We start from the raw sequence: 25,366 nt of genomic DNA, 5'->3' as shown, positions 1-25,366 counted from the left end.
TTTTTTTCTAAAAGGTTTGACATATTTCCCTTTAGGGGTAAGATTTTGCCAGTTGTTTCCTAAGGGATTTTTTATGCTTAATTTTGCCTATCAAGAACACGTTCGCTCTTATTATTTCGATTCTCGCAACCAAGATTTTCAATTTCCCCCACTTACTCAAATTGAACATACTGATGTATGTGTGATCGGTGCGGGATTTTTTGGTTTATCTGCGGCATTAGAACTGGCTGAAAAAGGGAAAAAAGTCATTGTATTAGAGGGTGCTAGAGTAGGCTTTGGCGCTTCTGGTCGTAGTGGTGGGCAGGCAATTAATGGCTTTGAAGAAGGCATTGATGAATACGTTAAACAAGTTGGCGAAGATAAAGCGCATAAACTTTGGAATATGTCATTAGAGGCCATTGATATTATTGATGAACGTATTGAAAAATATGGCATTCAATGCGATTGGAAAAAAGGCTATGCCACATTGGCATTAAATGAACGCCGAATGGATGACTTAATCGAAATGGAAAAAGAAAGTCATAAAAATTTTGGCTATCAGAATATGCAACTTTGGGATAAGGCTAAATTAAAACAGCACTTAGGCAGTGATATTTATGTGGGCGGCTTATTTGATAGTAATTCAGGGCATTTGCATCCACTTAATTATTGTTTAGGTTTAGCGAAAGCTTGTGTCGATCTGGGTGTTCAAATTTTTGAACAATCTCCTGTCGTGGATATGGTTGAGAAAAATGGTTGCGTTGAGGTTAAAACAGCTAAAAGTGCGGTTATTTCTCAAGACGTTATTTTAGCCACCAATGCTTATATTGATGCGCTCCCGAAATCTATTCATCACGGAATTAATCGTAAAATATTACCTGTGGAAAGTTTTATTATCGCCACAGAGCCGTTAAGCCAAGCGGTTGCTGATTCTGTCATTAATAATGGCATGTCGGTGTGTGATAACAATTTATTATTAGACTATTATCGTTTAAGTGCTGACAATCGCTTGCTTTTTGGTAGTGATTCTAGCTCAGAAAAAGATATGGTCGCGATTATGCGGAAAAATATGTTGTGTGTATTTCCGCAACTTGAAAATGTAAAAATCGATTATGGCTGGGCTGGCCCGATTGATATGACCTTAAACTCAACGCCACATTTTGGTCGTATTTCTCCGCATATTTATTTTGCTCATGGTTATTCTGGTCACGGTGTTGCTTTGACTGGTCTTGCAGGGCGAATTGTAGCTGAGGCGATTTTGGGTGACGATGAACGTTTATCTATTTTTGAAGGACTGAAAGTCCCTTCTGTTTATGGTGGTCGAATTATCAAAGATCTTGCGACAAAGATTGGTGTGCAGTATTACAAGTTTTTAGATAAATACCGTTAAAATACAACAATGTTTTTCTAAAGCATTGCCATCAAAATTGACTAAAATAATTAATTTTTGTATGGACATAAATTCTAAATCAGTTAAAAACTTTACCGCACTTTAAAGCAAGAATTAAAATAATATTTTTCGCTACAATTTGTGTTTTCCATTAAGAGAGAAATATGTCAGAAAATTTGTTACTTTTCAGCTTGTTAGCTGTTGTTATTATATTGATTTTATTACTTATTCTACGCCAGCAAAAATATACACATCTTCATCAAGAATTATTGAAAACGACTCAAGATTATAATCAGCTTGCCAGTAAATTTGATGAACTTAGTTGCATTAAAAACCAGTTTGAACAACAAACAATTAAAGTACAGACTGAAAATCAAGGACTGCAATATCGTTTAACTGAACGTGATGAACAAATACATCATCTCACGCAAGAACAACAAAATTTGACTGAAAAATTGACCGCACTTTCTCAAGAATTAACGGGGTTACAAACAACCTTAACAGAGAAAGAAAAATATTTTTCCGCACAACAACAGAACTTTGAACAATCCAAACAGCAGTTGGGCGTGGAATTTCAAAATCTAGCCAATCGGATTTTGGATGAAAAAAGTCGATCATTTAGTCAATCAAATCAAACGGCATTGGAAACCTTGCTCAAGCCTTTCCGTGAGCAAATTGAAGGTTTCCAAAAACGCGTCAATGAAATTCACTCCGAATCCGTGAAAGGCAATGCAGGCTTGGAAGCGGAAATTAAAAAAGTGCTGGAAATTGGTCTGAATATGTCGCAAGAGGCGAGTAATTTAACCTCTGCGCTGAAAGGCGAAAAGAAAACGTTAGGCAACTGGGGCGAAGTGCAATTAGAACGAGCATTGCAACTGGCAGGACTTGAAGAAAATGTACATTACCGCGCTCAAGCGCATTTTAAAGATGAACAAGGTGGACGAAATTACCCTGATTTTGTGTTGAATTTACCTGATGAAAAACACTTAATTATCGACAGCAAAATGTCGCTCGTGGCTTACGAAAGTGCGGTGAATTCTGAGGATGATTTTGAACGAGAGCGTTTACTGAAAGAACATATTTCTGCATTAAAAACCCATATTAACGATCTGCATAAAAAAGATTACAGCAATCTGATTGGCATGCGTAGCCCGAATTTTGTTCTTATGTTTATTGCGGTGGAACCTGCGTATATTGAGGCTTTAAAAGCTGATCCTGCCTTATTTAATTACGGTTATGAACGCAATGTAATTATGGTCTCTCACACTACGCTAATGCCGATTTTACGCACCGTGGCAAACCTCTGGCGTATCGAACGTGGTAATGCTGAAGCCAAAGAAATTGCTGAAAAAGCGGGCGAAATCTATAACCAAATTTGCTTGGTGGCAGAACGTTTAAGTAAACTCGGCAATACGCTTTCCACTGTCAGCAACCAATACAACAGCACCGTCACCGCACTTGTTGGCCAACAAGGTTTAGTTGGCAAAGTAGAACGATTTAAAACCCTTTCCGCAAAAGCCAATAAAACAATGCCCGATGTGGACTTATTGAATAATCAGCTGGATTTGGCTAGATTGAATGTCTTAAATCAAGAAAATCTTCAATAATTTATTCTCCGATTGAATGTAAATTTGGTCGGAGAATTTTTTATCCTATCTAGAAATTTTGTGATCAATATCCCAAATTTGAAATTTCTTAGTTGTTTTTCTATTTTTGTTATCTATATTTGTCCTATCGAAACGTTTCGACAAGAATGGAAAGAGGAAATATATGAAAAAAACAATGTTATTAAATGCACAACTTTCTCGTTGTATCGCTTCTGTTGGTCACACAGAAAGTTTGACGATTTGCGATGCGGGACTTCCAATTCCATTAAGTGTGGAACGTATCGATCTCGCATTAACTGCGGGAGTGCCAAGTTTTCTACAAACGTTGAATGTAGTAACGAATGAAATGTATGTTGAACGCGTTGTTATTGCAGAAGAAATTAAAGAAAAAAATCCAGAAATATTGACCGCACTTTTAACACAACTTCAACAACTTGAAAGCCATCAGGGTAATCAAATACAAGTGGAATTTGTATCACACGAAACTTTTAAAAAATTCACCCTCGAAAGTAAAGCTATTGTTCGTACTGGCGAATGTTCACCTTATGCCAATGTGATTTTATATTCTGGCGTGCCATTTTAATCAGGGTGAAATTATGGAAACTTTACTCAAAATTAGTGGTGTTGATAAGTCATTTCCAGGTGTGAAAGCCTTGAATAATGCCTGTTTATCTGTTTACGCTGGACGCGTAATGGCATTGATGGGGGAAAATGGGGCGGGTAAATCGACTTTGATGAAGGTGCTTACTGGTATTTATTCTAAAGATGCAGGCACAATTGAGTATCTTAATCGATCAGTTAATTTCAATGGACCTAAAGCCTCACAGGAAGCTGGCATTAGTATTATTCACCAAGAACTGAATTTGGTCGGTAATCTCACGATTGCAGAAAACATTTTCCTTGGTCGTGAATTTAAAACCTCGTGGGGAGCGATTAACTGGCAGAAAATGCACCAAGAAGCAGACAAGCTACTTGCGCGTTTGGGGGTAACTCACAGCAGTAAACAGCTTTGCGCTGAACTTTCTATTGGTGAGCAACAAATGGTGGAGATAGCCAAAGCCTTAAGTTTTGAATCCAAAGTTATCATTATGGATGAACCAACCGATGCGCTCACAGATACGGAAACCGAAGCCCTATTCAATGTGATTCGTGAACTCAAAGCAGAAAATCGTGGCATTGTTTATATCTCTCATCGTTTAAAAGAAATTTTCCAAATTTGTGATGATGTGACGGTTTTACGCGATGGTCAATTTATCGGTGAACGCATTGTGGCAGAAATTACAGAAGATGATTTAATTGAAATGATGGTTGGTCGTCGTCTTGATGAACAATATCCGCATTTATCACAAGAAAAAGGCGAATGTGTATTGGATGTGAAACATGTGAGCGGAAGCGGCATTGATGATGTTTCCTTCAAATTGCATGCTGGTGAAATTGTTGGTGTCTCGGGCTTAATGGGCGCGGGTAGAACGGAACTCGGCAAGCTACTTTACGGTGCTTTGCCAAAAACGGCGGGAAAAGTGCGGTTAAAAAATCAAGAGATTGAGAATCTCAGTCCGCAAGATGGTTTGGATAATGGTATTGTATATATTTCTGAAGATCGTAAAGGTGATGGCTTGGTTTTAGGCATGTCAGTAAAAGAAAATATGTCGCTCACATCGCTCGATCATTTTTCACAAAAAGGCAGTATTCGTCATCAAGCGGAAAAAATGGCAGTAGATGACTTTATTCTGATGTTTAACATTAAAACACCTAATCGTGATCAACAAGTAGGTTTGCTATCTGGTGGAAATCAACAAAAAGTGGCAATTGCTCGTGGATTAATGACTCGCCCAAATGTGTTGATTTTAGATGAACCAACTCGTGGCGTAGATGTTGGCGCGAAGAAAGAAATTTATCAGTTGATTAACGAATTTAAGAAAGAGGGCTTGAGTATTTTAATGATCTCATCTGATATGCCAGAAGTGCTTGGTATGAGCGATCGAGTGTTGGTAATGCGTGAAGGTAAAATTAGTGCAGAATTTTCTCGTGAAGAGGCAACACAAGAAAAGTTATTAGCAGCAGCTATTGGTAAATAAGAGTAGGTAAGTATGATGAAAAATGAAATATCTAATTTTCAAATAGGAAGATTTTTGATTGAACAGCGTTCTTTTATTGCGTTGATTATTCTTATTGCGATTGTATCAATGATTAATCCTGATTTTTTTAGCGTAGATAATATTTTGAATATTTTACGCCAAACTTCGGTTAATGCGATTATTGCAGTGGGTATGACTTTCGTTATTTTAATTGCAGGTATAGATCTTTCTGTTGGATCTGTATTGGCATTGACAGGTGCAATCGCCGCTTCAATGGTGAGTATCGAATTGCCTATTTTTTTAGTCATTCCTGTGGTTTTATTGATTGGAACACTTCTTGGTGGCATAAGTGGTGTAATTGTAGCAAAGGGAAAAGTTCAGGCTTTTATTGCTACCTTGGTTACCATGACCTTACTGCGTGGTATAACAATGGTTTATACAGATGGTCGCCCTATTACGACAGGTTTTTCGGATAATGCTGATCTATTTGCTAGCATTGGTACAGGCTATGTTTTAGGTATCCCAGTACCAATTTGGATTATGAGTATCGTGTTTGCGGTTGCTTGGTATATTTTAAAACACACACCAATCGGTCGCTATATTTATGCTTTAGGTGGAAATGAGGCAGCGACCCAACTTTCTGGTATTAACGTCAATAAAATCAAAGTATTTGTTTTTGCGGTGAGTGGATTTCTTTCTGCGCTGGCGGGTTTAATTGTAACTTCACGTTTATCTTCCGCTCAACCCACTGCTGGCGTATCTTATGAATTAGATGCAATTGCCGCCGTGGTAGTCGGTGGAACCAGTTTGATGGGGGGGAAAGGTCGTGTAATGGGAACTCTCATCGGTGCATTAATCATCGGATTTTTAAACAATGCATTAAATTTATTAGATATTTCATCTTACTATCAAATGATAGCAAAAGCGTTGGTTATTTTGGTTGCTGTTTTAGCCGATAACTATCTTGGTACAAAAAAACTGTAACTCACTTTAAGGAGAAACTATGAAAAAACTAACCGCACTTACTTCTGCTGTATTATTAGGTTTGGCTGTTTCTAGCTCTGCTTCTGCACAAGACACAATCGCTTTGGCAGTATCTACATTAGATAACCCATTTTTTGTAACGTTAAAAGATGGCGCACAGAAAAAAGCGGATGAATTAGGTTATAAGTTAGTCGTGCTTGATTCACAAAATGACCCTGCTAAAGAATTAGCTAATGTCGAAGATTTAACTGTGCGTGGTGCAAAAATATTATTGATCAATCCAACTGATTCTGAAGCTGTTGGCAACGCAGTGGCGATTGCAAACCGTAAGCATATTCCAGTAATTACATTAGATCGTGGCGCAGCTAAAGGAAACGTAGTGAGCCATATTGCATCTGACAATATCGCAGGTGGTAAAATGGCAGGTGATTTTATCGCACAGAAATTAGGCGATAATGCCAAGGTGATTCAACTTGAAGGTATTGCAGGAACATCTGCGGCACGCGAACGAGGTGAGGGTTTCAAACAAGCTATTGATGCTCATAAATTCAATGTGCTTGCCAGTCAGCCAGCAGATTTTGATCGAACAAAAGGTTTGAATGTAACGGAAAATTTGTTGGCATCTAAAGGTGATGTTCAAGCAATTTTTGCGCAAAATGATGAAATGGCATTAGGTGCATTGCGTGCGGTGAAAGCAGCAAATAAAAAAGTCCTTATCGTAGGTTTTGATGGTACCGATGATGGTGTTAAAGCGGTAAAAAGTGGCAAAATGGCGGCAACTATCGCACAACAACCCGAGCTTATTGGTTCATTAGGTGTTGTTACCGCTGATAAAATCTTAAAAGGCGAAAAAGTTGAAGCGAAAATTCCAGTAGATTTGAAAGTAATAAGTGAATAATCTATCTACTAAATAAGCTCGTTATATCATATTATGGGGCAAATTATATTTGTCCCATTGTGTAGAAAGAAAAAATATAACAATACAGGATAAAATAATGAGAAAAACCCTCACGGTTCTCGGTAGTATTAATGCTGATCATGTGATTTCTGTTCCTTATTTTTCTAAGCCTGGCGAAACATTAACTGGTGATAATTACCAGCTTGTCTATGGTGGAAAAGGTGGAAATCAGGCGGTAGCTGCTGCTCGGTTAGGGGCAAATGTAGAGTTTATTGGCTGTGTTGGCTCTGATGTTATCGGCGAAACAATGAAAAATGCGTTTGCGCAAGAAGGAATTGATACAACCCATATTAATACCGTTTCACAGGAAATGACGGGAATGGCATTTATTCAAGTTGCCCAATCGGGCGAGAACAGTATTGTGCTGGCTAGCGGTGCAAATGCACATTTGGGTGAGATGGTTGTTCGTCAAAGTGAGGCACAAATTGCACAATCGGATTGCTTGTTAATGCAATTAGAAACCCCACTTTCTGGTGTGGAGCTGGCTGCTCAAATCGCTAAGAAAAATGGTGTTAAGGTTGTGCTAAATCCTGCTCCAGCGCAGATTTTATCGGACGAATTATTGAGTTTGATTGATATTATTACACCAAATGAAACTGAAGCTGAAATCCTGACGGGGATAGCGGTAACCGACGACGAGCAAAGTGCGGTGAAAGCTGCGAGTGTTTTTCACGATAAAGGCATTCAAACCGTAATGATTACCCTTGGCGCGAAAGGTGTGTTTGTCAGTCGAAAAGGTAAAAGCCGCATCATTAAGGGCTTTTGTGTGCAAGCAATAGATACTACCGCAGCTGGTGATACATTTAATGGCGGTTTTGTTACGGCTTTATTGGAAGAAAAAGCCTTTGATGAAGCCATTCGTTTTGGGCAAGCTGCCGCTGCGATTAGTGTGACGAAAAAAGGGGCTCAATCCTCTATTCCAACGCGTCAAGAAACTTTGGAATTTCTTGAACACGCTTAAAGTGCGGTGAATTTTTAGGGTGTTTTTATGGCGACAATGAAAGATATTGCACGACTGGCGCAAGTTTCGACTTCCACAGTTTCACATGTCATTAATGGATCGCGTTTTGTTAGCGATGAAATTCGTGAGAAAGTGATGCGTATTGTCGCTGAACTGAATTACACCCCTTCAGCTGTTGCACGAAGCCTTAAGGTGCGCGAAACCAAAACTATCGGACTACTTGTCACCGCAACAAATAATCCCTTCTTTGCGGAAGTGATGGCTGGCGTGGAGCAATATTGTCAGAAAAATCAATATAATCTTATTATTGCTACAACGGGTGGAGATGCCAAACGCCTACAACAAAATCTGCAAACTCTAATGCACAAACAAGTGGATGGTTTGCTTTTGATGTGTGGTGATAGCCGTTTTCAGGCTGATATAGAGTTAGCCATTTCGCTGCCACTCGTTGTGATGGACTGGTGGTTTACTGAGTTAAATGCAGATAAAATACTCGAAAATTCAGCACTTGGTGGCTATTTGGCGACAAAAGCATTAATTGATGCAGGACATCGTAAAATTGGCATTATTACGGGGAATCTCAAAAAGTCTGTCGCACAAAATCGTTTGCAAGGTTATAAAAATGCGCTCTCGGAAGCAAAAATTGCGTTAAATCCTCATTGGATTGTCGAAAGTCATTTTGACTTTGAAGGCGGTGTACTTGGCATACAATCTTTACTTACTCAATCTTCACGTCCAACAGCAGTTTTTTGTTGTAGTGACACCATTGCTGTTGGTGCATATCAAGCTATTCAACAACAAGGCTTACGTATTCCGCAAGATCTTTCAATTATGGGCTATGATGACATTGAATTGGCTCGTTATCTCTCACCTCCCCTTTCCACCATTTGCCAACCGAAAGCTGAACTTGGCAAACTCGCTGTTGAAACACTATTGCAACGAATTAAAAATCCTAATGAAAATTACCGCACTTTGGTTTTAGAACCAACTTGTGTGTTAAGAGAGTCTATTTACAGTTTCAAATAAATTAGAATAACTCAATTTCCTTATTGCTATTTTCAAAAAAACTGCTATTTTCTTGCGGTTTTTTTGTTTATTTAACCCACTGTTTAATTTAGGAATAAAATCTTATGAAAGAAAACAAACCTGTTGATCCTTATGCGAAATATAACGAACAATCGAATATTATCGCGAAAATAATTTTTGCTAGTCGCTGGTTGCAAGTGCCGATTTATTTAGGCTTGATTGTCACCCTTGCAATCTACTCTTATAAATTTATCAAAGGATTATGGGAGTTAGTGATTAATGTAAATGATATGGATTCCAACACAATTATGTTAGGTGTGTTGAATTTGATTGATGTCGTGATGATCGCCAACTTGCTTGTGATGGTAACCATCGGCGGTTATGAAATCTTTGTATCTAAATTGCGTACGCGTAATCATCCTGATCAACCTGAATGGATGAGCCATGTAAATGCGACTGTGCTGAAAGTTAAACTTTCTATGTCTATTATCGGCATTTCATCTATCCATATGTTGCAAACTTTTGTGAATGCAAGCAATATGCCAGAAAAAACGATGATGTGGCAATTATTGTTGCACTTGGGCTTTTTAGTGTCGGCAATTGCTTTAGCTTATACGGACAAAATTTTGTATAGCACAAGCCATAAAACACATTAAAAATTTACCGCACTTTTAATCCCGTTCAAATTGAACGGGGTTTTATATATCATATAGTTACAATTTAATTTTTTAGTATGATACGCCGTTTAGAATAGGAAAGCTTAAATAAAATACTAAGATGTTAATCAAGTAGAAATTAATCTTCTAAATCTAGAGGCTCTTGCGAAAGTATAATTCCTGTCAGATCTGCGTAAATATAATCTTCTGGGAAAAAGGTTACGCCACCAAAATTCACTGGAATATCACTCTCGCCAGCACTGCTTTCATCTGCACTGACTGGAATTGGCGCAAGGGCATGAATACCAATATCGAGGTTTTCTAATTGCTGAATTTGGCGTACTGCACCATATACAATAATGCCTTCCCAACCATTATCAACGGCAAGTTGAGCCAATTCTGCATCAATCAAACCACGGCGTACCGCACCACCGCCATCAATGACAAGCACTCGACCTTCGCCGTTTTCTTCTAATACTTCAGCAATTAATCCATTACTTTCAAAGCATTTTACCGTAGTGACTTTACCGTAAAAATGACTTACGCCACCAAAGCTTGAAAAAATTGGCTCCACGACATCCACTTGTTCTGCATAAAGATCGCAAAGTTCTGAAGTATCAATAAACATAACTTTCCCCTATCAATTGTTGAAATGTTGTTTGCTTTAGTATATGCCGATTTAGCCGATAAGCAAGCCTAAACTAAACAAGATATTGATTAATAAAGAAATCATAGACATTTGAGCCAACATTGGACGCAATTCACTTGGCTGCTGACTGCGATAAACAAAGATCGCATGTTTAGCCAACAACGGCATTGCCAATACAAATAAATAATTTGTCCAAGAAATGGCCGTTGCCACCGCAAATGCTAAATAACATAAGGCTGCCACACTTAATAAAATACAGTGGTAAACTCGCCCCTTATATGCACCTAAACGAACGGCTAAGGTATTTTTGCTAGCTTTCGCATCCTGTTCAATATCGCGTAAATTATTGATATTTAATACCGCACTTGCCAATAAGCCAGAACCAATAGCAGGCAAAATAATGTGGCTAGCAATACTGTGAGTTTGCAAATAATAAGTACCGCCAACACCAAGCAAACCAAAAAATACCAACACAGAAATATCGCCCAAGCCCATATAGCCATAAGGTTTTACCCCAACTGTGTAAGTAATGGCAGCAACAATAGCTAAAATTCCAAGCCCAGCGAAAGCGAATAAATCTGAGAGGTTTTCATAAGCGATTCCAATCAAGAAACTTCCTGAAAGAAAACTTGCCATCACCATTAGAATTAATCCCCATTTCAGTTCTTTTGCTGAAATTGCGCCTTTTTGAATGCCACGTAATGGCCCAATACGTTCTTCAGTATCTGAACCTTTTTGATGATCCCCATAATCATTGGCAAAATTAGAAAGCACCTGCAATAAAATTGTCGTGAGTAAACAAAGCGCCATTACAAGCCCATTAAAACCTTGTGGATTCGCCCAATAACCTAATGCCGAACCCGTGAAAATCGATGCCAACGCTAAGGGCAAAGTTTTTGGTCGAGCCGTTTCCCACCACATTTTCAATTTTTCATTTGTCATTTTTTTTGACCGCACTTTTGATTACAATAAGCCGCGTATTCTACACTAAGACACCCAATTTATGAATGATTTAACCTTATCGCCTATCGCCATTATCCACACGCCTTATAAAGAAAAATTCTCCGTACCACGCCAACCTAATTTAGTTGAAGACGGAGTAGGCATTGTAGAGCTCTTACCGCCTTATAATTCGCCTGAAGCCGTGAGAGGATTAGAACAATTCAGCCACCTTTGGTTAATTTTTCAGTTCGACCAAATCCAACAAGGAAAATGGCAACCCACCGTACGCCCTCCACGGTTAGGCGGTAATCAACGCGTTGGCGTGTTTGCTTCGCGTGCAACACACCGCCCAAATCCTCTTGGTTTATCCAAAGTTAAATTACATCAAGTAGAATGCATCAACGGTAACGTTTTTCTCCATTTAGGTGCGGTGGATTTAGTGGATGGCACGCCCATTTTCGATATCAAACCCTATATTGCCTATGCGGATAGTGAGCCAAATGCGCAATCGAGCTTTGCCCAAGAAAAACCACCAGTAAAACTGACTGTTGAATTTACCGAGCAAGTCAAAAGTGCGGTAAAAAAACGAGAAGAAAAACGACCGCACTTAAGTCGTTTTATTCGCCAAGTGCTAGAGCAAGATCCGCGTCCAGCCTATCAACAAGGTAAACCGAGTAATCGTATTTATGGAATGAGTTTGTATGAATTTAATGTGAAATGGCGAATTAAAGCGGGTACGCTTGATTGTGTAGAAGTAATTGAAATAGAAAAAGACAAATAGATGGAATATATAATTAAGGCAGGTAATCCCTGCCTTAGTTAATTTAAATTTCTTATTTTAGGAAAAATTGCCCTTTAGCTAATTTAATAATTGTCATTAGAACTAATAAGCCAATCATTACATTTGAGAAAACAAAGGCAAAAATAGACACACCTTGTAAAACATTGCCATGATAGAAAGCGGTAGCACTGTTTGCCATAGACGCTAATCCGAATGAGAATCCCCATAAGCCAATGCTAAGTCCTTTTTCCACAATCCAAGGGAATAATCGCAATAAGAAAAATAATTGCAAAAATCCATATCCCCAAAGGATTTTAACTAAAGTATCCACTTCGCCATGATTGAGTGACAAATAAGCGGATACACATACAAACGAAGGCGCTAAAACAATCCCTATGGTGGCTCTAAATTGTGGCTCAAGAGATGAAATACGTAAATGTTGTAATAATACAGGTTCAAAAATAATCCAAGCAATCATTCCTGCGCCAAAGAATAAGTAGCCTAAATCGTTGTAGCCAAGTAATGCTAATGAACTTGCACTGGTAAAATTAGCAGCTACCGCAGGCAAATAAAACGGAGGTCGAGTAGATTTTTGCTCAAATACACCACCTTGCCATAATTCACTGACACGTAATGTTGAGAAAAGTAATTGACCAATCGTTCCAATCCAAATTAAAACTTCAGCAATTAAAGGATTCCAACGATAAAGAATATCGCCTACCAACATAGTTGTAATAGGAATCAATGCAATAAAGGAAAAACGAACTGGGCTATGATACTCTGCACGAACTTCCTCAAAGTAATAACGAAGTTTATACGCATACATTAAAATAAATAAAATCCAGACCGCACTTGCTACAATGCCAAGAACATCACTTACCATTCGCGCAGCAGGAAATAAGTTTTCTAAATGAAACCAAGCTAAAGATAAGGCTGCCAAACCAAGAGGAATACCGAAATATCCTGTTGGAAGAGGAAAAGGCTTTGTTGTATTCATAGTATGATCCTTATTTTGAAAAATATGAGCAAAGTGTAACATAACTATCAACAACAGACGTTTCTAAAAGTCTCAAATTTTTGTGAAATTTCTATAGAGAAACATACTTGTTGTTCTGGCATAAAACCTCTACCCATTTTCATAAAAATAAAAAACCCGAACTTTCATTCGGGTTTTCTTATACAGGGAATTAATTATTCCGCATCATCTGCCATGTTAAGCATTTCAGCTAAGTTCGCACTAGCATCATCTGCAGTCATGACAAATTCATCAGCGATAGCGGCTTCATCTTCTTCAGATAATTTCGCTACGACATCATCTACTAAACAATGTTTGTGACGATTTTGATGATACGCAAAACCTGTACCCGCAGGAATTAATCGACCTACGATTACGTTCTCTTTCAAGCCACGTAATTCATCACGTTTACCTGCCACTGCTGCTTCGGTAAGAACACGAGTAGTTTCTTGGAACGATGCGGCAGAGATGAAGGATTCAGTCGCAAGAGACGCTTTGGTGATACCCAATAATTCACGTTCAAATTCAACTGGTAGTTTGCCTTCTGCTTCGCGTTGGCGATTAACAATTTTCACGCGAGCCACTTCGACTTGTTCCCCTTCAAGGAATTCTGAGTCGTAAGCTTTAGTAATTACCGCTTTACGTAACATTTGACGAACGATAACTTCGATATGTTTATCGTTGATTTTTACCCCTTGTAAGCGGTAAACATCTTGCACTTCGTTCACGATGTATTCAGTTACTGCACGCACGCCACGTAAACGTAAAATGTCATGTGGTGTTTCAGCACCATCAGAAATTACGTCGCCACGTTGTACCATTTCGCCTTCAAATACGTTGAGCTGACGCCATTTTGGAATCATTTCTTCGTAAGTTTCGCCTTCTGTAGGAGTAATTAATAAACGGCGTTTACCTTTAGTTTCTTTACCGAAAGACACGATACCAGAAATTTCAGCCAAGATAGCGGGTTCTTTTGGTTTACGTGCTTCAAATAAATCCGCAACGCGTGGTAGACCACCGGTAATATCTTTAGTACCCACAGATTCTTGTGGAATACGTGCTAATGGTTCCCCTACTTTCACTGCTGCGCCATCGTCTAAACTTACGATTGCTTTACCAGGTAAGAAGTATTGTGCAAGAACATCAGTTTCAGGTAAGAAAATATCGTTGCCATTTGCATCAACTAATTTAATAGTTGGACGTAAATCTTTACCCGCAGTTGCACGTTCACCCACATCTTGAACCACGATTGATGATAAACCTGTTAATTCATCTGTTTGACGCGTCACAGTTAAACCATCAATAATATCTACAAATTTCACAAAACCAGATACTTCAGAGACAACTGGCATTGTATGTGGATCCCAATTTGCGATAGTTTCGCCTGCAGTGACTTCTTGACCGTCACCTTTGCTTAATACCGCACCATAAGGCACTTTATAATGTTCTTTAGTACGACCAAATGCATCAGTAATAGTTAATTCCGTGTTACGAGAAGTTAATATTAGTTTGCTTTCATCGTTAGTCACGAATTTTGCATTCATTAAATGCACTGTACCAGTGTTTTTAACTTGCACACTAGATTCTTTCGCTGCCGCAGATGCCGCACCACCAATATGGAACGTACGCATTGTTAGCTGTGTACCTGGCTCACCGATAGATTGAGCGGCAATAACGCCCACCGCTTCGCCTTGGTTGATTAAATGACCACGCGCAAGATCACGACCATAACATTTCGCACATACACCAAAATCAGTATCACAAGTTACAACAGAACGTACTTTTACGCTATCTACAGAGTTTGCATCCAACACATCACAGAGTTTTTCATCTAATAAGGTGTTACGCGGAATTAATACTTCTTCTGTACCTGGTTTTAAAATATCTTCTGCAGCAACACGACCTAATACTAATTCACGAAGTGGCACTTTTTCATCTCCACCTTCAATTAATGGGGTCATGACTAAGCCTTCGTGCGTACCACAGTCATCTTCTACAATCACTAAGTCTTGTGCCACATCAACTAAACGACGAGTTAAGTAACCTGAGTTCGCTGTTTTTAATGCCGTATCCGCCAAACCTTTACGAGCACCGTGGGTTGAAATAAAGTACTGTAATACGTTCAAACCTTCACGGAAGTTTGCTGTAATTGGGGTTTCAATGATCGAGCCATCTGGACGAGCCATCAAACCACGCATACCTGCTAACTGACGAATCTGAGCTGCAGAACCACGCGCACCAGAATCAGCCATCATAAAGATACTGTTAAAGGACGCTTGTTTTTCAGGATTACCTTCACGATTGATGACTTCTTCTTGAGATAAGTTTTCCATCATCGCTTTCGCTACGCGCTCATTCGCGGCAGCCCAAATATCGATTACTTTATTATAGCGTTCGCCTGCCGTCACAAGACCTGATTGGAATTGTTCTTGGATCTCAGCTACTTCTTCTTCCGCTGCAGAAATAATTTCGTATTTCTTCGCTGGAATTTCCATATCATCAATACCAACTGATGACCCAGAACGTGCCGCATACGCAAAACCGGTATACATAATTTGGTCAGCAAACATTACCGCTTCTTTTAAACCTAAACGACGATATGCTTCGTTAATCAGTTTAGAAATGGCTTTTTTACCTAATGTTTGGTTGAACAATGAATAAGGCATGCCTTTCGGCGCGATCATCCATAAGATTGCACGACCGATAGTTGTATCAGTCAGCGTGGTTTTCGCATCAAATTCGCCCGCTTCATTTTTCACATATTCAGTAATACGCACTTTCACGCGAGAATGTAATTCTGCTTCGCCTGTACGATATGCTTTTTCAGCTTCACGAGGATCTTGCAATAACATACCTTCGCCTTTACCGTTCACTTTTTCGCGGGTCATATAGTAAAGACCTAATACCACGTCTTGTGATGGAACGATAATAGGATCACCATTTGCTGGAGAAAGCACGTTATTGGTGGACATCATCAACGCACGAGCTTCTAATTGCGCTTCAAGGGTTAATGGAACGTGTACCGCCATTTGGTCACCATCGAAGTCTGCGTTGAACGCAGCACAAACGAGTGGGTGTAATTGAATCGCTTTACCTTCGATTAAGATCGGTTCAAACGCTTGGATACCCAAACGGTGAAGTGTTGGCGCACGGTTCAATAGAATCGGATGTTCACGAATAACTTCTGCAAGAATATCCCAAACGATCGCATCTTCACGCTCAACCATTTTCTTAGCCGCTTTGATTGTCGTAGCATAACCACGGCTTTCTAATTTCGCGTAGATAAACGGACGGAATAATTCCAATGCCATTTTCTTAGGTAAACCACATTGGTGTAAGTGCAAGTATGGACCAACAGTGATTACAGAACGACCAGAGTAATCAACACGTTTACCTAATAAGTTTTGACGGAAACGACCTTGTTTACCTTTGATCATATCCGCTAATGATTTTAATGGACGACGGTTAGAACCCGTAATTGCACGACCGCGACGACCATTATCTAATAAGGCATCAACAGATTCTTGTAACATACGTTTTTCGTTGCGCACAATAATATCTGGCGCAATTAAATCTAATAAACGTTTTAAACGATTGTTACGGTTGATTACACGACGATATAAATCGTTCAGATCTGAAGTCGCAAAACGACCACCATCAAGTGGTACTAATGGGCGTAAATCTGGTGGAAGAACTGGCAATACAGTCATAACCATCCATTCTGGTTTATTACCAGATTGAACAAATGCTTCTAATAATTTTAAGCGTTTAGTGATTTTTTTACGTTTAGTTTCAGAGTTAGTTTCTTGTAATTCTTCACGTAATTTTTCACATTCAGCTTCAAGATCCATACCTTTTAAGAGATCTTGAATCGCTTCGGCACCCATTTTCGCTTCAAATTCATCTTGCCAACGATCTTCAGCGTCAAGGTATTGTTCTTCTGTTAATAATTGACCGCGCTCTAAGTCCGTCATACCTGGTTCGGTCACGATGTACATTTCAAAATAAAGTACACGTTCGATATCGCGCAATGGCATATCTAAAAGTAAACCGATACGAGACGGCAATGATTTTAAGAACCAAATATGTGCAACTGGCGATGCAAGTTCAATATGACCCATACGTTCACGACGAACTTTAGTTTGAGTGACTTCAACACCACATTTTTCACAAATCACACCACGGTGTTTTAAACGTTTATATTTACCACATAAACATTCGTAATCTTTTACAGGCCCGAAGATACGCGCACAGAAAAGACCATCACGTTCAGGTTTGAACGTACGGTAGTTAATGGTTTCAGGTTTCTTCACTTCACCAAATGACCAAGAACGGATCATATCTGGGGAAGCTAACCCAATTTTAATCACATCAAAATCTTCACTGGTTTTTGATTGTGCTTTTAAAAACTTAACTAAGTCTTTCACAAATGTTCTCCTGTCGGAGTTAAAGGTTTAAAGTGCGGTTAAAAATTTCGGAGAATTTTGACCGCACTTCGGCGATTTATTGTTTCGTCATTCTTTCTCTTCGCTCCCCCTGTTTACGGGGGAAGGCAAGAATGAAATTACTCTTCGTCTAACTCAATATTTAAACCAAGTGAGCGGATTTCTTTCATAATTACGTTGAAAGATTCCGGTGTGCCTGGGTCCATATGTTGATTGCCACTTACGATATTTTTATACATCTTCGTACGACCATTCACATCATCGGATTTCACAGTTAGCATTTCTTGTAAGGTGTAGGCTGCACCATATGCTTCAAGTGCCCATACCTCCATCTCACCGAAACGCTGACCACCAAATTGTGCTTTACCACCCAATGGCTGTTGTGTAACAAGGCTATAAGAACCTGTTGAACGAGCGTGCATTTTATCATCAACTAAGTGGTTCAATTTGAGCATGTACATATAACCTACGGTTACTGGACGTTCAAATTTCTCGCCAGTACGACCATCGTAAAGGGTAATTTGACCTGAAGTTGGTAATCCACCAAGTTTTAATAGTTCTTTGATTTCCGCTTCGTCTGCACCATCGAACACTGGCGTTGCAACTGGTAAGCCTTTACGTAAATTTCCCGCTAAACGCAATACTTCTTCATCAGTAAAAGTGCTTAAATCCACTTTTTGTGAACCATTACCTAATAAATCGTATGCTTTTTGGATATAGCTACGTAATTTTTCCACTTCTTGTTTTTGTTTAAGCATTGTATTGATTTGATCACCAATACCTTTTGCCGCTAAACCTAAGTGAGTTTCAAGGATCTGACCGATGTTCATACGAGACGGTACGCCCAGTGGGTTTAATACGATTTCAACTGGCTGACCATTTTCATCGTATGGCATATCTTCAACTGGGTTAATTTTCGAGATAACACCTTTGTTACCGTGACGACCCGCCATTTTATCTCCCGGCTGGATTTGACGTTTCACTGCAAGGTAAACTTTCACAACTTTTAATACGCCCGGTGCAAGATCATCGCCTTTAATGATTTTCTTACGTTTCACTTCAAGTTTATGTTCAAACTCTTTACGAAGTTCTTCGTATTGCTCAGCAAGCTGTTCTAATTGGTTTTGTTTTTCTTCATCTGCAATGGTTTGTTCTAACCATTTAGTGCGATCTAATTTATCTAATTGCGCTGCATCAGCACCACTAGAAATAAGAAGATTACGCACACGAGCAAATAAACCAGCTTCTAAAATCTCTAACTCTTCAGTTAAATCTTTTTTCGCTTCACGAAGTTGCATTTCTTCGATTTCTAATGCACGTTTATCTTTTTCTACGCCGTCACGAGTGAAGACTTGAACATCAATAACCGTACCTGATGTACCATTTGGCACGCGTAATGAAGAATCTTTCACATCGGAAGCTTTTTCCCCAAAGATTGCACGTAACAATTTTTCTTCTGGGGTTAATTGAGTTTCGCCTTTAGGGGTTACTTTACCTACTAAGATGTCGCCACCTTTAACTTCAGCGCCGACATAAACGATACCAGATTCATCAAGTTTACTTAATGCAGACTCCCCTACATTTGGAATATCTGCCGTAATTTCTTCTGAACCTAATTTAGTATCACGCGCAACACAAGATAACTCTTGAATGTGAATTGTAGTAAAACGGTCTTGTTGAACAACACGTTCAGAAACTAACATTGAGTCTTCAAAGTTATAGCCGTTCCAAGGCATGAACGCTACGCGAATATTTTGACCTAATGCAAGTTCCCCTAAATCAGTTGAAGGACCGTCTGCTAATACTTCACCACGATTAATTGGATCGCCTAAATTCACACAAGGAATTTGGTTAATACAAGTATTTTGGTTAGAACGGGTATATTTGATTAAGTTATAAATATCAATACCAGCTTCACCTGCAATGGTTTCATCTTCATTTACTTTAATAACAATACGAGACGCATCGACGTACTGAACTGTACCTCCACGTTTTGCAACAACCGCAACACCTGAGTCAAGTGCAATTGGTTTTTCCATACCTGTACCAACTAATGGTTTGTCAGCACGTAATGTTGGAACTGCTTGACGTTGCATGTTCGCACCCATCAACGCACGGTTCGCATCGTCATGCTCAAGGAATGGAATTAATGCAGCCGCAACAGATACCACTTGTTGTGTCGAAACATCCATATAGTGAATATCTTCGGGTTTATATAAACCAGATTCACCACGTTCACCACGAGCAGTAACGAAAGCATCAGTAAAACGGTTATTTTCGTCTAAGTTTGAGTTTGCCTGTGCAATGATGTAGTTTGCTTCATCAATTGCAGATAAGTATTCAATTTCTTCAGTAACTTGACCATCAACCACTTTACGATATGGTGTTTCTAAGAAACCATAATCATTAGTACGTGCAAAAGCAGAAAGTGAGTTGATCAAACCGATGTTTGGACCTTCAGGGGTTTCAATCGGACATAAACGACCATAGTGAGTATTATGTACGTCACGCACTTCAAAGCCTGCACGCTCACGCGTTAAACCGCCCGGACCTAATGCAGAAATACGACGTTTGTGTGTCACTTCTGACAATGGGTTGTTTTGATCCATAAATTGCGAAAGCTGTGAAGAACCAAAGAATTCTTTTACTGCCGCAGAAATCGGTTTCGGGTTAATTAAGTCTTGCGGTGTGATTGCATCTAAATCACCTAAAGATAAGCGTTCTTTCACCGCTCTTTCAACACGCACTAAACCGATACGGAATTGGTTTTCAGCCATTTCGCCCACGCTACGGATACGACGGTTACCCAAATGGTCAATATCGTCTACTTCGCCACGACCATTACGGATGTCGATCAATTTACGCATTACCGCAATAATATCTTCATTGCTTAAAATACCCGCACCTTCCCCTTCTGGAAAAGCTAAAGAACGGTTGAACTTCATACGACCTACTGTAGATAAATCATAACGTTCTGCAGAGAAGAATAAATTATTGAATAACGCTTCTGAAGATTCTGGTGTTGGTGGCTCGCCCGGACGCATCATACGATAAATTTCGTAAAGCGCACTGGTTTTGTCATAAGTTGGATCGACACGTAGCGTTTCAGAAATATATGGACCGTAATCTAAATCATTAGTAAATAAAGTTTCGATCGTGGTGTAACCAGCTTGTGCTAATTTTGCAAGAGTCTCTAAAGAAATCTCACCATTTGCAGGACAAATAATTTCGCCAGACTCTAAATCAACATAATCTTTCGACGCAACTTTACCTAAAATATATTCAGAAGGCACAACCACTTGTGAGATATTATCTTTTTCTAATGCTTTAATGTGACGAGCAGTGATGCGACGACCACGTTCAACATACACTTTGCCATTTGCTTCAATATCAAAAGAAGCCGTTTCACCACGTAAACGTTCTGGCACTAAAGTCATTAACAATTTATCGCCAGAGATTTCAAAGGTAATTTTATCAAAGAATAAGTTTAAGATTTCTTCAGTGGTGTAGCCTAATGCACGAAGAATGATTGTTGCCGGTAATTTACGGCGACGGTCAATACGCGCAAATAAGTTATCTTTTGGATCGAATTCAAAATCTAACCAAGAACCACGATAAGGAATGATGCGTGCGTTATAAAGCACTTTACCTGAAGAATGGGTTTTACCTTTGTCAGAATCAAAGAATACACCTGGACTACGGTGTAATTGTGAAACGATAACACGCTCGGTACCATTAATTACAAAAGTACCGTTATCAGTCATTAATGGGATTTCCCCCATATAAACTTCATTTTCTTTAATATCTTTAACTGCGCGTGAAGAAGATTCTTTATCGTAGCTCACTAAACGTAATTTTACACGTAAGCCTGCTGCATAAGTTGAGCCACGAATTTGGCACTCACGTACATCAAACTCTGGCTCTTCTAAACGATAATCTACATATTGTAATTCTGTATAGCCATTATTGCTTACAATAGGGAATACAGAACGGAATGCCGCTTCTAAACCTTGCTGACCTTCAGGATCTTTTTGAATAAATTTATCAAAAGAATCCAACTGAATGGTTAATAAATAAGGAACATTTAAAACTTGCGGACGTTTACCGAAATCTTTACGAATTCGTTTTTTTTCAGAATAGGAGTAACCCATTGGTTTTCCTCTGCTAACTGTTCAGTGACCTAGCCACAAACTAACTGTGACGTGAATGACCGTTAAAATGACCGCACTCTGAACCTTACTTCTATAGTGGGGTGACAACTCAAATTACATAGAACGACAACTTGAGCAAAACAACGACAAATAACGGTGAATTTGTCATTGTGTAGATGTGCTTTCTATCAAAAACACGGTTAAATTAAGCAATAAAAGTCAAGATTGATTAAAAATCAATCTAAATCTTTGCTAATTTTAAGGCGGTAAATTTTAAATGAATGCAGCTTTCTCGTCAAGTTTAAAACTTATATAGAAATTTTATGAAAAAAAACCGCACTTTCAAAAAGTGCGGTTTAAAATCTATCAATTCTTTAAATTATAAAGAAGCTTGATCAACAGCAACACCTGCACCCATAGTGGTAGAGATGCTTACTTTCTTGATGAAAATACCTTTAGCAGTAGTTGGTTTTGCTTTATTTAAAGCAACCAATAATGCTTGAAGATTTTCTTTTAATTGAACTTCAGAGAAGTTTGCTTTACCGATAGTGGTGTGGATGATACCGTTTTTATCATTACGATAACGGATCTGACCAGATTTAGCATTTTTAACTGCTTCAGCAACGTTTGGTGTTACAGTACCAACTTTAGGGTTTGGCATTAAACCACGTGGGCCTAATACTTGACCTAATTGACCAACAACACGCATTGCATCAGGAGAAGCGATAACAACATCAAAATTCATTTCGCCTTTTTTGATTTGCTCTGCTAAATCTTCCATACCTACTAAATCAGCACCCGCTTCTTTAGCTGCATCTGCGTTAGCACCTTGAGTGAACACAGCTACGCGTACTTCACGACCAGTACCGTGTGGTAATACAGTTGCACCACGAACGTTTTGGTCAGATTTACGAGGATCGATACCTAAGTTTACTGCAACATCAACACTTTCAACGAATTTAGCTGTTGCGAATTGTTTTAATACCGCGATCGCTTCGTTGATTTCATATGCTTTAGTAGAATCTACGCCAGCTTTGATTGCTTTCATTTTTTTAGTCAATTTAGCCATCGTATTATTCCTCCACCACTAAGCCCATAGAGCGAGCAGTACCAGCAATTGATTTCATTTTGGTTTCGATAGTCGCACCAGTCATATCTGCTGCTTTAGTTTCAGCGATTTGACGAACTTGATCTAAAGTTACTTTACCCACTTTATCTTTGTTCGGTTTACCAGAACCAGATTTGATACCTGCAGCTTTTTTCAATAATACTGCTGCTGGTGGAGTTTTAGTGACGAAAGTGAATGAACGGTCTGCATATACAGTGATAACAACTGGAATTGGTAAACCTTTTTCTAAGCTCTCAGTACGAGCGTTGAATGCTTTACAGAATTCCATAATGTTCACACCTTGCTGACCTAATGCAGGACCAACTGGTGGTGATGGGTTAGCCATACCAGCTGCAACTTGCAACTTAACATAGGCTTGGACTTTTTTTGCCATTTTAGTTTTCCTCTAATTGGGTAATAACGCTATTAAATAGCTCCCCGATAATTTTCAATGCAACATATTGCACCACACAAAAATATGAGCCACGAACGGCTCATAATGGGCGCGGATTATATTAAAAGTGCGGTTGTTTTTCAAGCACTTCTTAAATTCGATAGAAGATATTATTGCGCATCACCAATTAATACTGAATCTAACGCAATTTCAATCATATCATTGAATGTTAATTGACGTTCTTCTGCCGTGGTTTGTTCGTGAGTACGAATATGGTCAGACACGGTACAAATCGTTAATGCTTTTGCACCATATTCTGCAGCCACACCATAAATTCCAGCCGCTTCCATTTCCACGCCTAAGATTCCGTATTTTTCCATTACATCGAACATTTCAACATCGGGTGTATAGAATAAATCCGCCGAGAATAAATTACCTACACGAACGGCTTTGCCTTTTGCTTTTGCAGCTTGAACAGCAGCTTGCGCCATATCGAAGTCAGCAATAGCTGCAAAGTCGTTATCTTTGAAACGAATACGGTTTACTTTTGAATCAGTACATGCACCTAAACCGATAATCACATCGCGCACTTTCACGTCCATACGAACAGAGCCACAAGAACCTACACGGATAATTTTTTTCACGCCATATTCAGTGATTAATTCTTTTGCATAAATAGAGCAAGATGGAATCCCCATTCCGTGCCCCATAATAGAAATTTTACGACCTTTATAAGTTCCAGTAAAACCAAGCATATTACGAACATTCGTTACTTCAACAACATCTTGTAAAAAAGTTTCTGCAATGTATTTTGCACGAAGTGGATCGCCAGGCATTAAAACAACATCAGCAAATGCACCTTCAGGCGCGTTAATATGTGGAGTCATAATTTTTCCTTATTTTTAATAATGAATAAAGTGCGGTCATTTTTTACCGCACTTTTTAATTGATTAAGATAAATTAAAGTGCTGCAGCACCTAAGCCGATAAATAAACCAGCAATAGTTGCACTCATTAAGTTAGCGAGAGTACCAGCGATAACGGCTTTAATACCTAAACGAGCAACATCACTACGACGACTTGGTGCCATACCACCTAAACCACCAATTAAGATTGCAATTGAGCTGAAGTTAGCAAAACCACAAAGCGCAAAAGTAATAATCGCTTTGGTTTTTTCAGTTAATACAATTGCAGAATCTGGTTGTAAATATTTTGCAAATTCAAGATAACCCACAAATTCATTAACCGCTAATTTCATACCGATCATTTGTCCTGCGATACCTGCTTCAGCACCATCAGTTACACCGATTAAGTATGCTAATGGTTTGAAAATTAAACCAAAGATAGATTGTAAGGTTAAGTCGCCATAACCGAACCATCCGCCTACGCCACTTAAAATACCGTTAATTAATGCAATTAAACCAACGAATGCGATTAACATTGCACTTACGTTTAATGCAAGTTGCATACCTGCACTCGCACCGCCCGCCATTGCTTCAAGTACGTTAGTTGGTTTTTCTGAATCATTGTCTTCTGGTTGTTTATCTGTGAATTGTTCGGTTTGTGGGAACATTAATTTCGCAAATAATAAACCTGCTGGTGCCGCCATAAATGATGCAGCGATTAAGTATGTCAATGGCACGCCCATTCCTGCGTAACCTGCCATTACTGAACCCGCGATAGACGCTGTACCACCCACCATAATGGCAAATAATTCAGATTGGGTCATATTTTTAATGTAAGGGCGAACAACTAATGGTGCTTCAGTTTGACCGACGAAGATATTCGCCGCCGCTGACATTGATTCCGCTTTTGACGTACCCAATGCTTTTTGTAATGCACCACCTAATACTTTAATCACGACTTGCATAATGCCGAGATAGTAAAGCACAGAAATTAAGCCAGAGAAGAATACGATAATCGGTAATACTTTCACTGCAAAAATGAAACCAGATGGTTTACTTGGATCCGCTAATCCGCCGAAAACGAAATTAATCCCGTCATTACCATAGGCAATAACATTGGATACCATATCCGCAGCGGCACCCAATGCTTGTTTACCTGCTGGCACATATAAAATAAGGGCGGCAAATCCTACTTGGATTGCTAACGCCCCTACTACGGTTCGAATACTAATCGCTTTACGATTATTAGAAAGTAACACGGCAATAGCGATTAATACGACCATTCCCAAAATGCTGCTTAACACACTCATTTGATTCCCCTAGATTAGTTAAGTTAAT

General features: G+C 39.1%; 19 protein-coding genes. 10 read left to right on the top strand and 9 right to left on the bottom strand.

What is annotated here, in order from left to right:
- The first annotated feature begins 73 nt into the window (after positions 1-73).
- The 9 genes from HMPREF2813_RS01535 to HMPREF2813_RS01495 all read left to right on the top strand — a co-directional run bounded on the left by HMPREF2813_RS01535 (position 74) and on the right by HMPREF2813_RS01495 (position 9,639).
- The gene (locus HMPREF2813_RS01535) at positions 74-1,369 is read left to right on the top strand and encodes an NAD(P)/FAD-dependent oxidoreductase (protein ID WP_014550386.1); all 1,296 of its coding nucleotides are present in this window, start codon (positions 74-76) and stop codon (positions 1,367-1,369) included.
- A gap of 164 nt (positions 1,370-1,533) precedes the next feature.
- The gene (rmuC, locus tag HMPREF2813_RS01530) at positions 1,534-2,976 is read left to right on the top strand and encodes a DNA recombination protein RmuC (protein WP_014550385.1); all 1,443 of its coding nucleotides are present in this window, start codon (positions 1,534-1,536) and stop codon (positions 2,974-2,976) included.
- Positions 2,977-3,139: 163 nt separating this feature from the next.
- Positions 3,140-3,559, top strand: a complete 420-nt coding sequence (gene rbsD / locus HMPREF2813_RS01525) for a D-ribose pyranase (RefSeq protein ID WP_005664526.1) — start codon at positions 3,140-3,142, stop codon at positions 3,557-3,559.
- A gap of 13 nt (positions 3,560-3,572) precedes the next feature.
- On the top strand, positions 3,573-5,054 hold the full coding sequence (gene rbsA / locus HMPREF2813_RS01520; protein WP_014550384.1) for a ribose ABC transporter ATP-binding protein RbsA: 1,482 nt from the start codon (positions 3,573-3,575) through the stop codon (positions 5,052-5,054).
- A 15-nt stretch (positions 5,055-5,069) separates the two neighbouring features.
- Entirely contained in the window at positions 5,070-6,038 is a 969-nt protein-coding gene (gene rbsC / locus HMPREF2813_RS01515; RefSeq protein ID WP_005686986.1) for a ribose ABC transporter permease, read from the top strand.
- A gap of 19 nt (positions 6,039-6,057) precedes the next feature.
- Positions 6,058-6,936 carry a ribose ABC transporter substrate-binding protein RbsB gene (gene rbsB / locus HMPREF2813_RS01510; protein WP_005686988.1) on the top strand — a complete coding sequence of 293 codons (879 nt, stop codon included), beginning with the start codon at positions 6,058-6,060 and terminating at the stop codon, positions 6,934-6,936.
- Between the two features lie 97 nt (positions 6,937-7,033).
- The gene (gene rbsK, locus HMPREF2813_RS01505; RefSeq protein ID WP_014550382.1) at positions 7,034-7,957 is read left to right on the top strand and encodes a ribokinase; all 924 of its coding nucleotides are present in this window, start codon (positions 7,034-7,036) and stop codon (positions 7,955-7,957) included.
- Positions 7,958-7,984: 27 nt separating this feature from the next.
- Complete coding sequence (locus HMPREF2813_RS01500; protein WP_005686992.1) at positions 7,985-8,983, top strand: substrate-binding domain-containing protein; 999 nt, start codon at positions 7,985-7,987, stop codon at positions 8,981-8,983.
- Positions 8,984-9,087: 104 nt separating this feature from the next.
- A complete protein-coding gene (locus tag HMPREF2813_RS01495) occupies positions 9,088-9,639 on the top strand; it encodes a TIGR00645 family protein (RefSeq protein WP_005649445.1) in 552 nt (183 codons plus the stop codon).
- A gap of 139 nt (positions 9,640-9,778) precedes the next feature.
- Here HMPREF2813_RS01495 and rraA read toward each other — a convergent pair whose 3' ends face one another.
- On the bottom strand, positions 9,779-10,267 hold the full coding sequence (rraA, locus tag HMPREF2813_RS01490) for a ribonuclease E activity regulator RraA (protein WP_005649446.1): 489 nt from the start codon (positions 10,265-10,267) through the stop codon (positions 9,779-9,781).
- A 51-nt stretch (positions 10,268-10,318) separates the two neighbouring features.
- Positions 10,319-11,230 carry a 1,4-dihydroxy-2-naphthoate octaprenyltransferase gene (gene menA, locus HMPREF2813_RS01485; RefSeq protein WP_005664512.1) on the bottom strand — a complete coding sequence of 304 codons (912 nt, stop codon included), beginning with the start codon at positions 11,228-11,230 and terminating at the stop codon, positions 10,319-10,321.
- 61 nt (positions 11,231-11,291) lie between these two features.
- Between menA and tsaA the strand changes: the two genes are divergently transcribed.
- A complete protein-coding gene (tsaA, locus tag HMPREF2813_RS01480; RefSeq protein WP_005664509.1) occupies positions 11,292-12,011 on the top strand; it encodes a tRNA (N6-threonylcarbamoyladenosine(37)-N6)-methyltransferase TrmO in 720 nt (239 codons plus the stop codon).
- 52 nt (positions 12,012-12,063) lie between these two features.
- Here tsaA and tehA read toward each other — a convergent pair whose 3' ends face one another.
- The 7 genes from tehA to HMPREF2813_RS01445 all read right to left on the bottom strand — a co-directional run bounded on the left by tehA (position 12,064) and on the right by HMPREF2813_RS01445 (position 25,338).
- A complete protein-coding gene (gene tehA / locus HMPREF2813_RS01475; protein WP_005669396.1) occupies positions 12,064-13,008 on the bottom strand; it encodes a dicarboxylate transporter/tellurite-resistance protein TehA in 945 nt (314 codons plus the stop codon).
- A gap of 194 nt (positions 13,009-13,202) precedes the next feature.
- The gene (gene rpoC / locus HMPREF2813_RS01470) at positions 13,203-17,453 is read right to left on the bottom strand and encodes a DNA-directed RNA polymerase subunit beta' (RefSeq protein WP_014550380.1); all 4,251 of its coding nucleotides are present in this window, start codon (positions 17,451-17,453) and stop codon (positions 13,203-13,205) included.
- A gap of 137 nt (positions 17,454-17,590) precedes the next feature.
- Positions 17,591-21,622 carry a DNA-directed RNA polymerase subunit beta gene (gene rpoB / locus HMPREF2813_RS01465; protein WP_011961657.1) on the bottom strand — a complete coding sequence of 1,344 codons (4,032 nt, stop codon included), beginning with the start codon at positions 21,620-21,622 and terminating at the stop codon, positions 17,591-17,593.
- A gap of 379 nt (positions 21,623-22,001) precedes the next feature.
- Entirely contained in the window at positions 22,002-22,691 is a 690-nt protein-coding gene (rplA, locus tag HMPREF2813_RS01460) for a 50S ribosomal protein L1 (protein ID WP_005687003.1), read from the bottom strand.
- Between the two features lie 4 nt (positions 22,692-22,695).
- Positions 22,696-23,124, bottom strand: a complete 429-nt coding sequence (gene rplK / locus HMPREF2813_RS01455) for a 50S ribosomal protein L11 (RefSeq protein WP_005630840.1) — start codon at positions 23,122-23,124, stop codon at positions 22,696-22,698.
- 170 nt (positions 23,125-23,294) lie between these two features.
- Positions 23,295-24,011 (bottom strand): purine-nucleoside phosphorylase, encoded by a 717-nt coding sequence (deoD, locus tag HMPREF2813_RS01450; RefSeq protein ID WP_014550379.1) that lies wholly within the window; start codon positions 24,009-24,011, stop codon positions 23,295-23,297.
- 73 nt (positions 24,012-24,084) lie between these two features.
- Positions 24,085-25,338 carry a NupC/NupG family nucleoside CNT transporter gene (locus HMPREF2813_RS01445; protein WP_048946805.1) on the bottom strand — a complete coding sequence of 418 codons (1,254 nt, stop codon included), beginning with the start codon at positions 25,336-25,338 and terminating at the stop codon, positions 24,085-24,087.
- Between the last annotated feature and the right edge of the window lie 28 nt (positions 25,339-25,366).

This window comes from Haemophilus sp. HMSC066A11, assembly GCF_001811665.1.
In the GTDB taxonomy this organism is placed as follows: Bacteria; Pseudomonadota; Gammaproteobacteria; order Enterobacterales; family Pasteurellaceae; genus Haemophilus; species Haemophilus influenzae.
The sequence above is the reverse complement of the archived record's forward strand: the minus strand, read 5'-3'. Positions and strand labels throughout refer to the sequence as shown.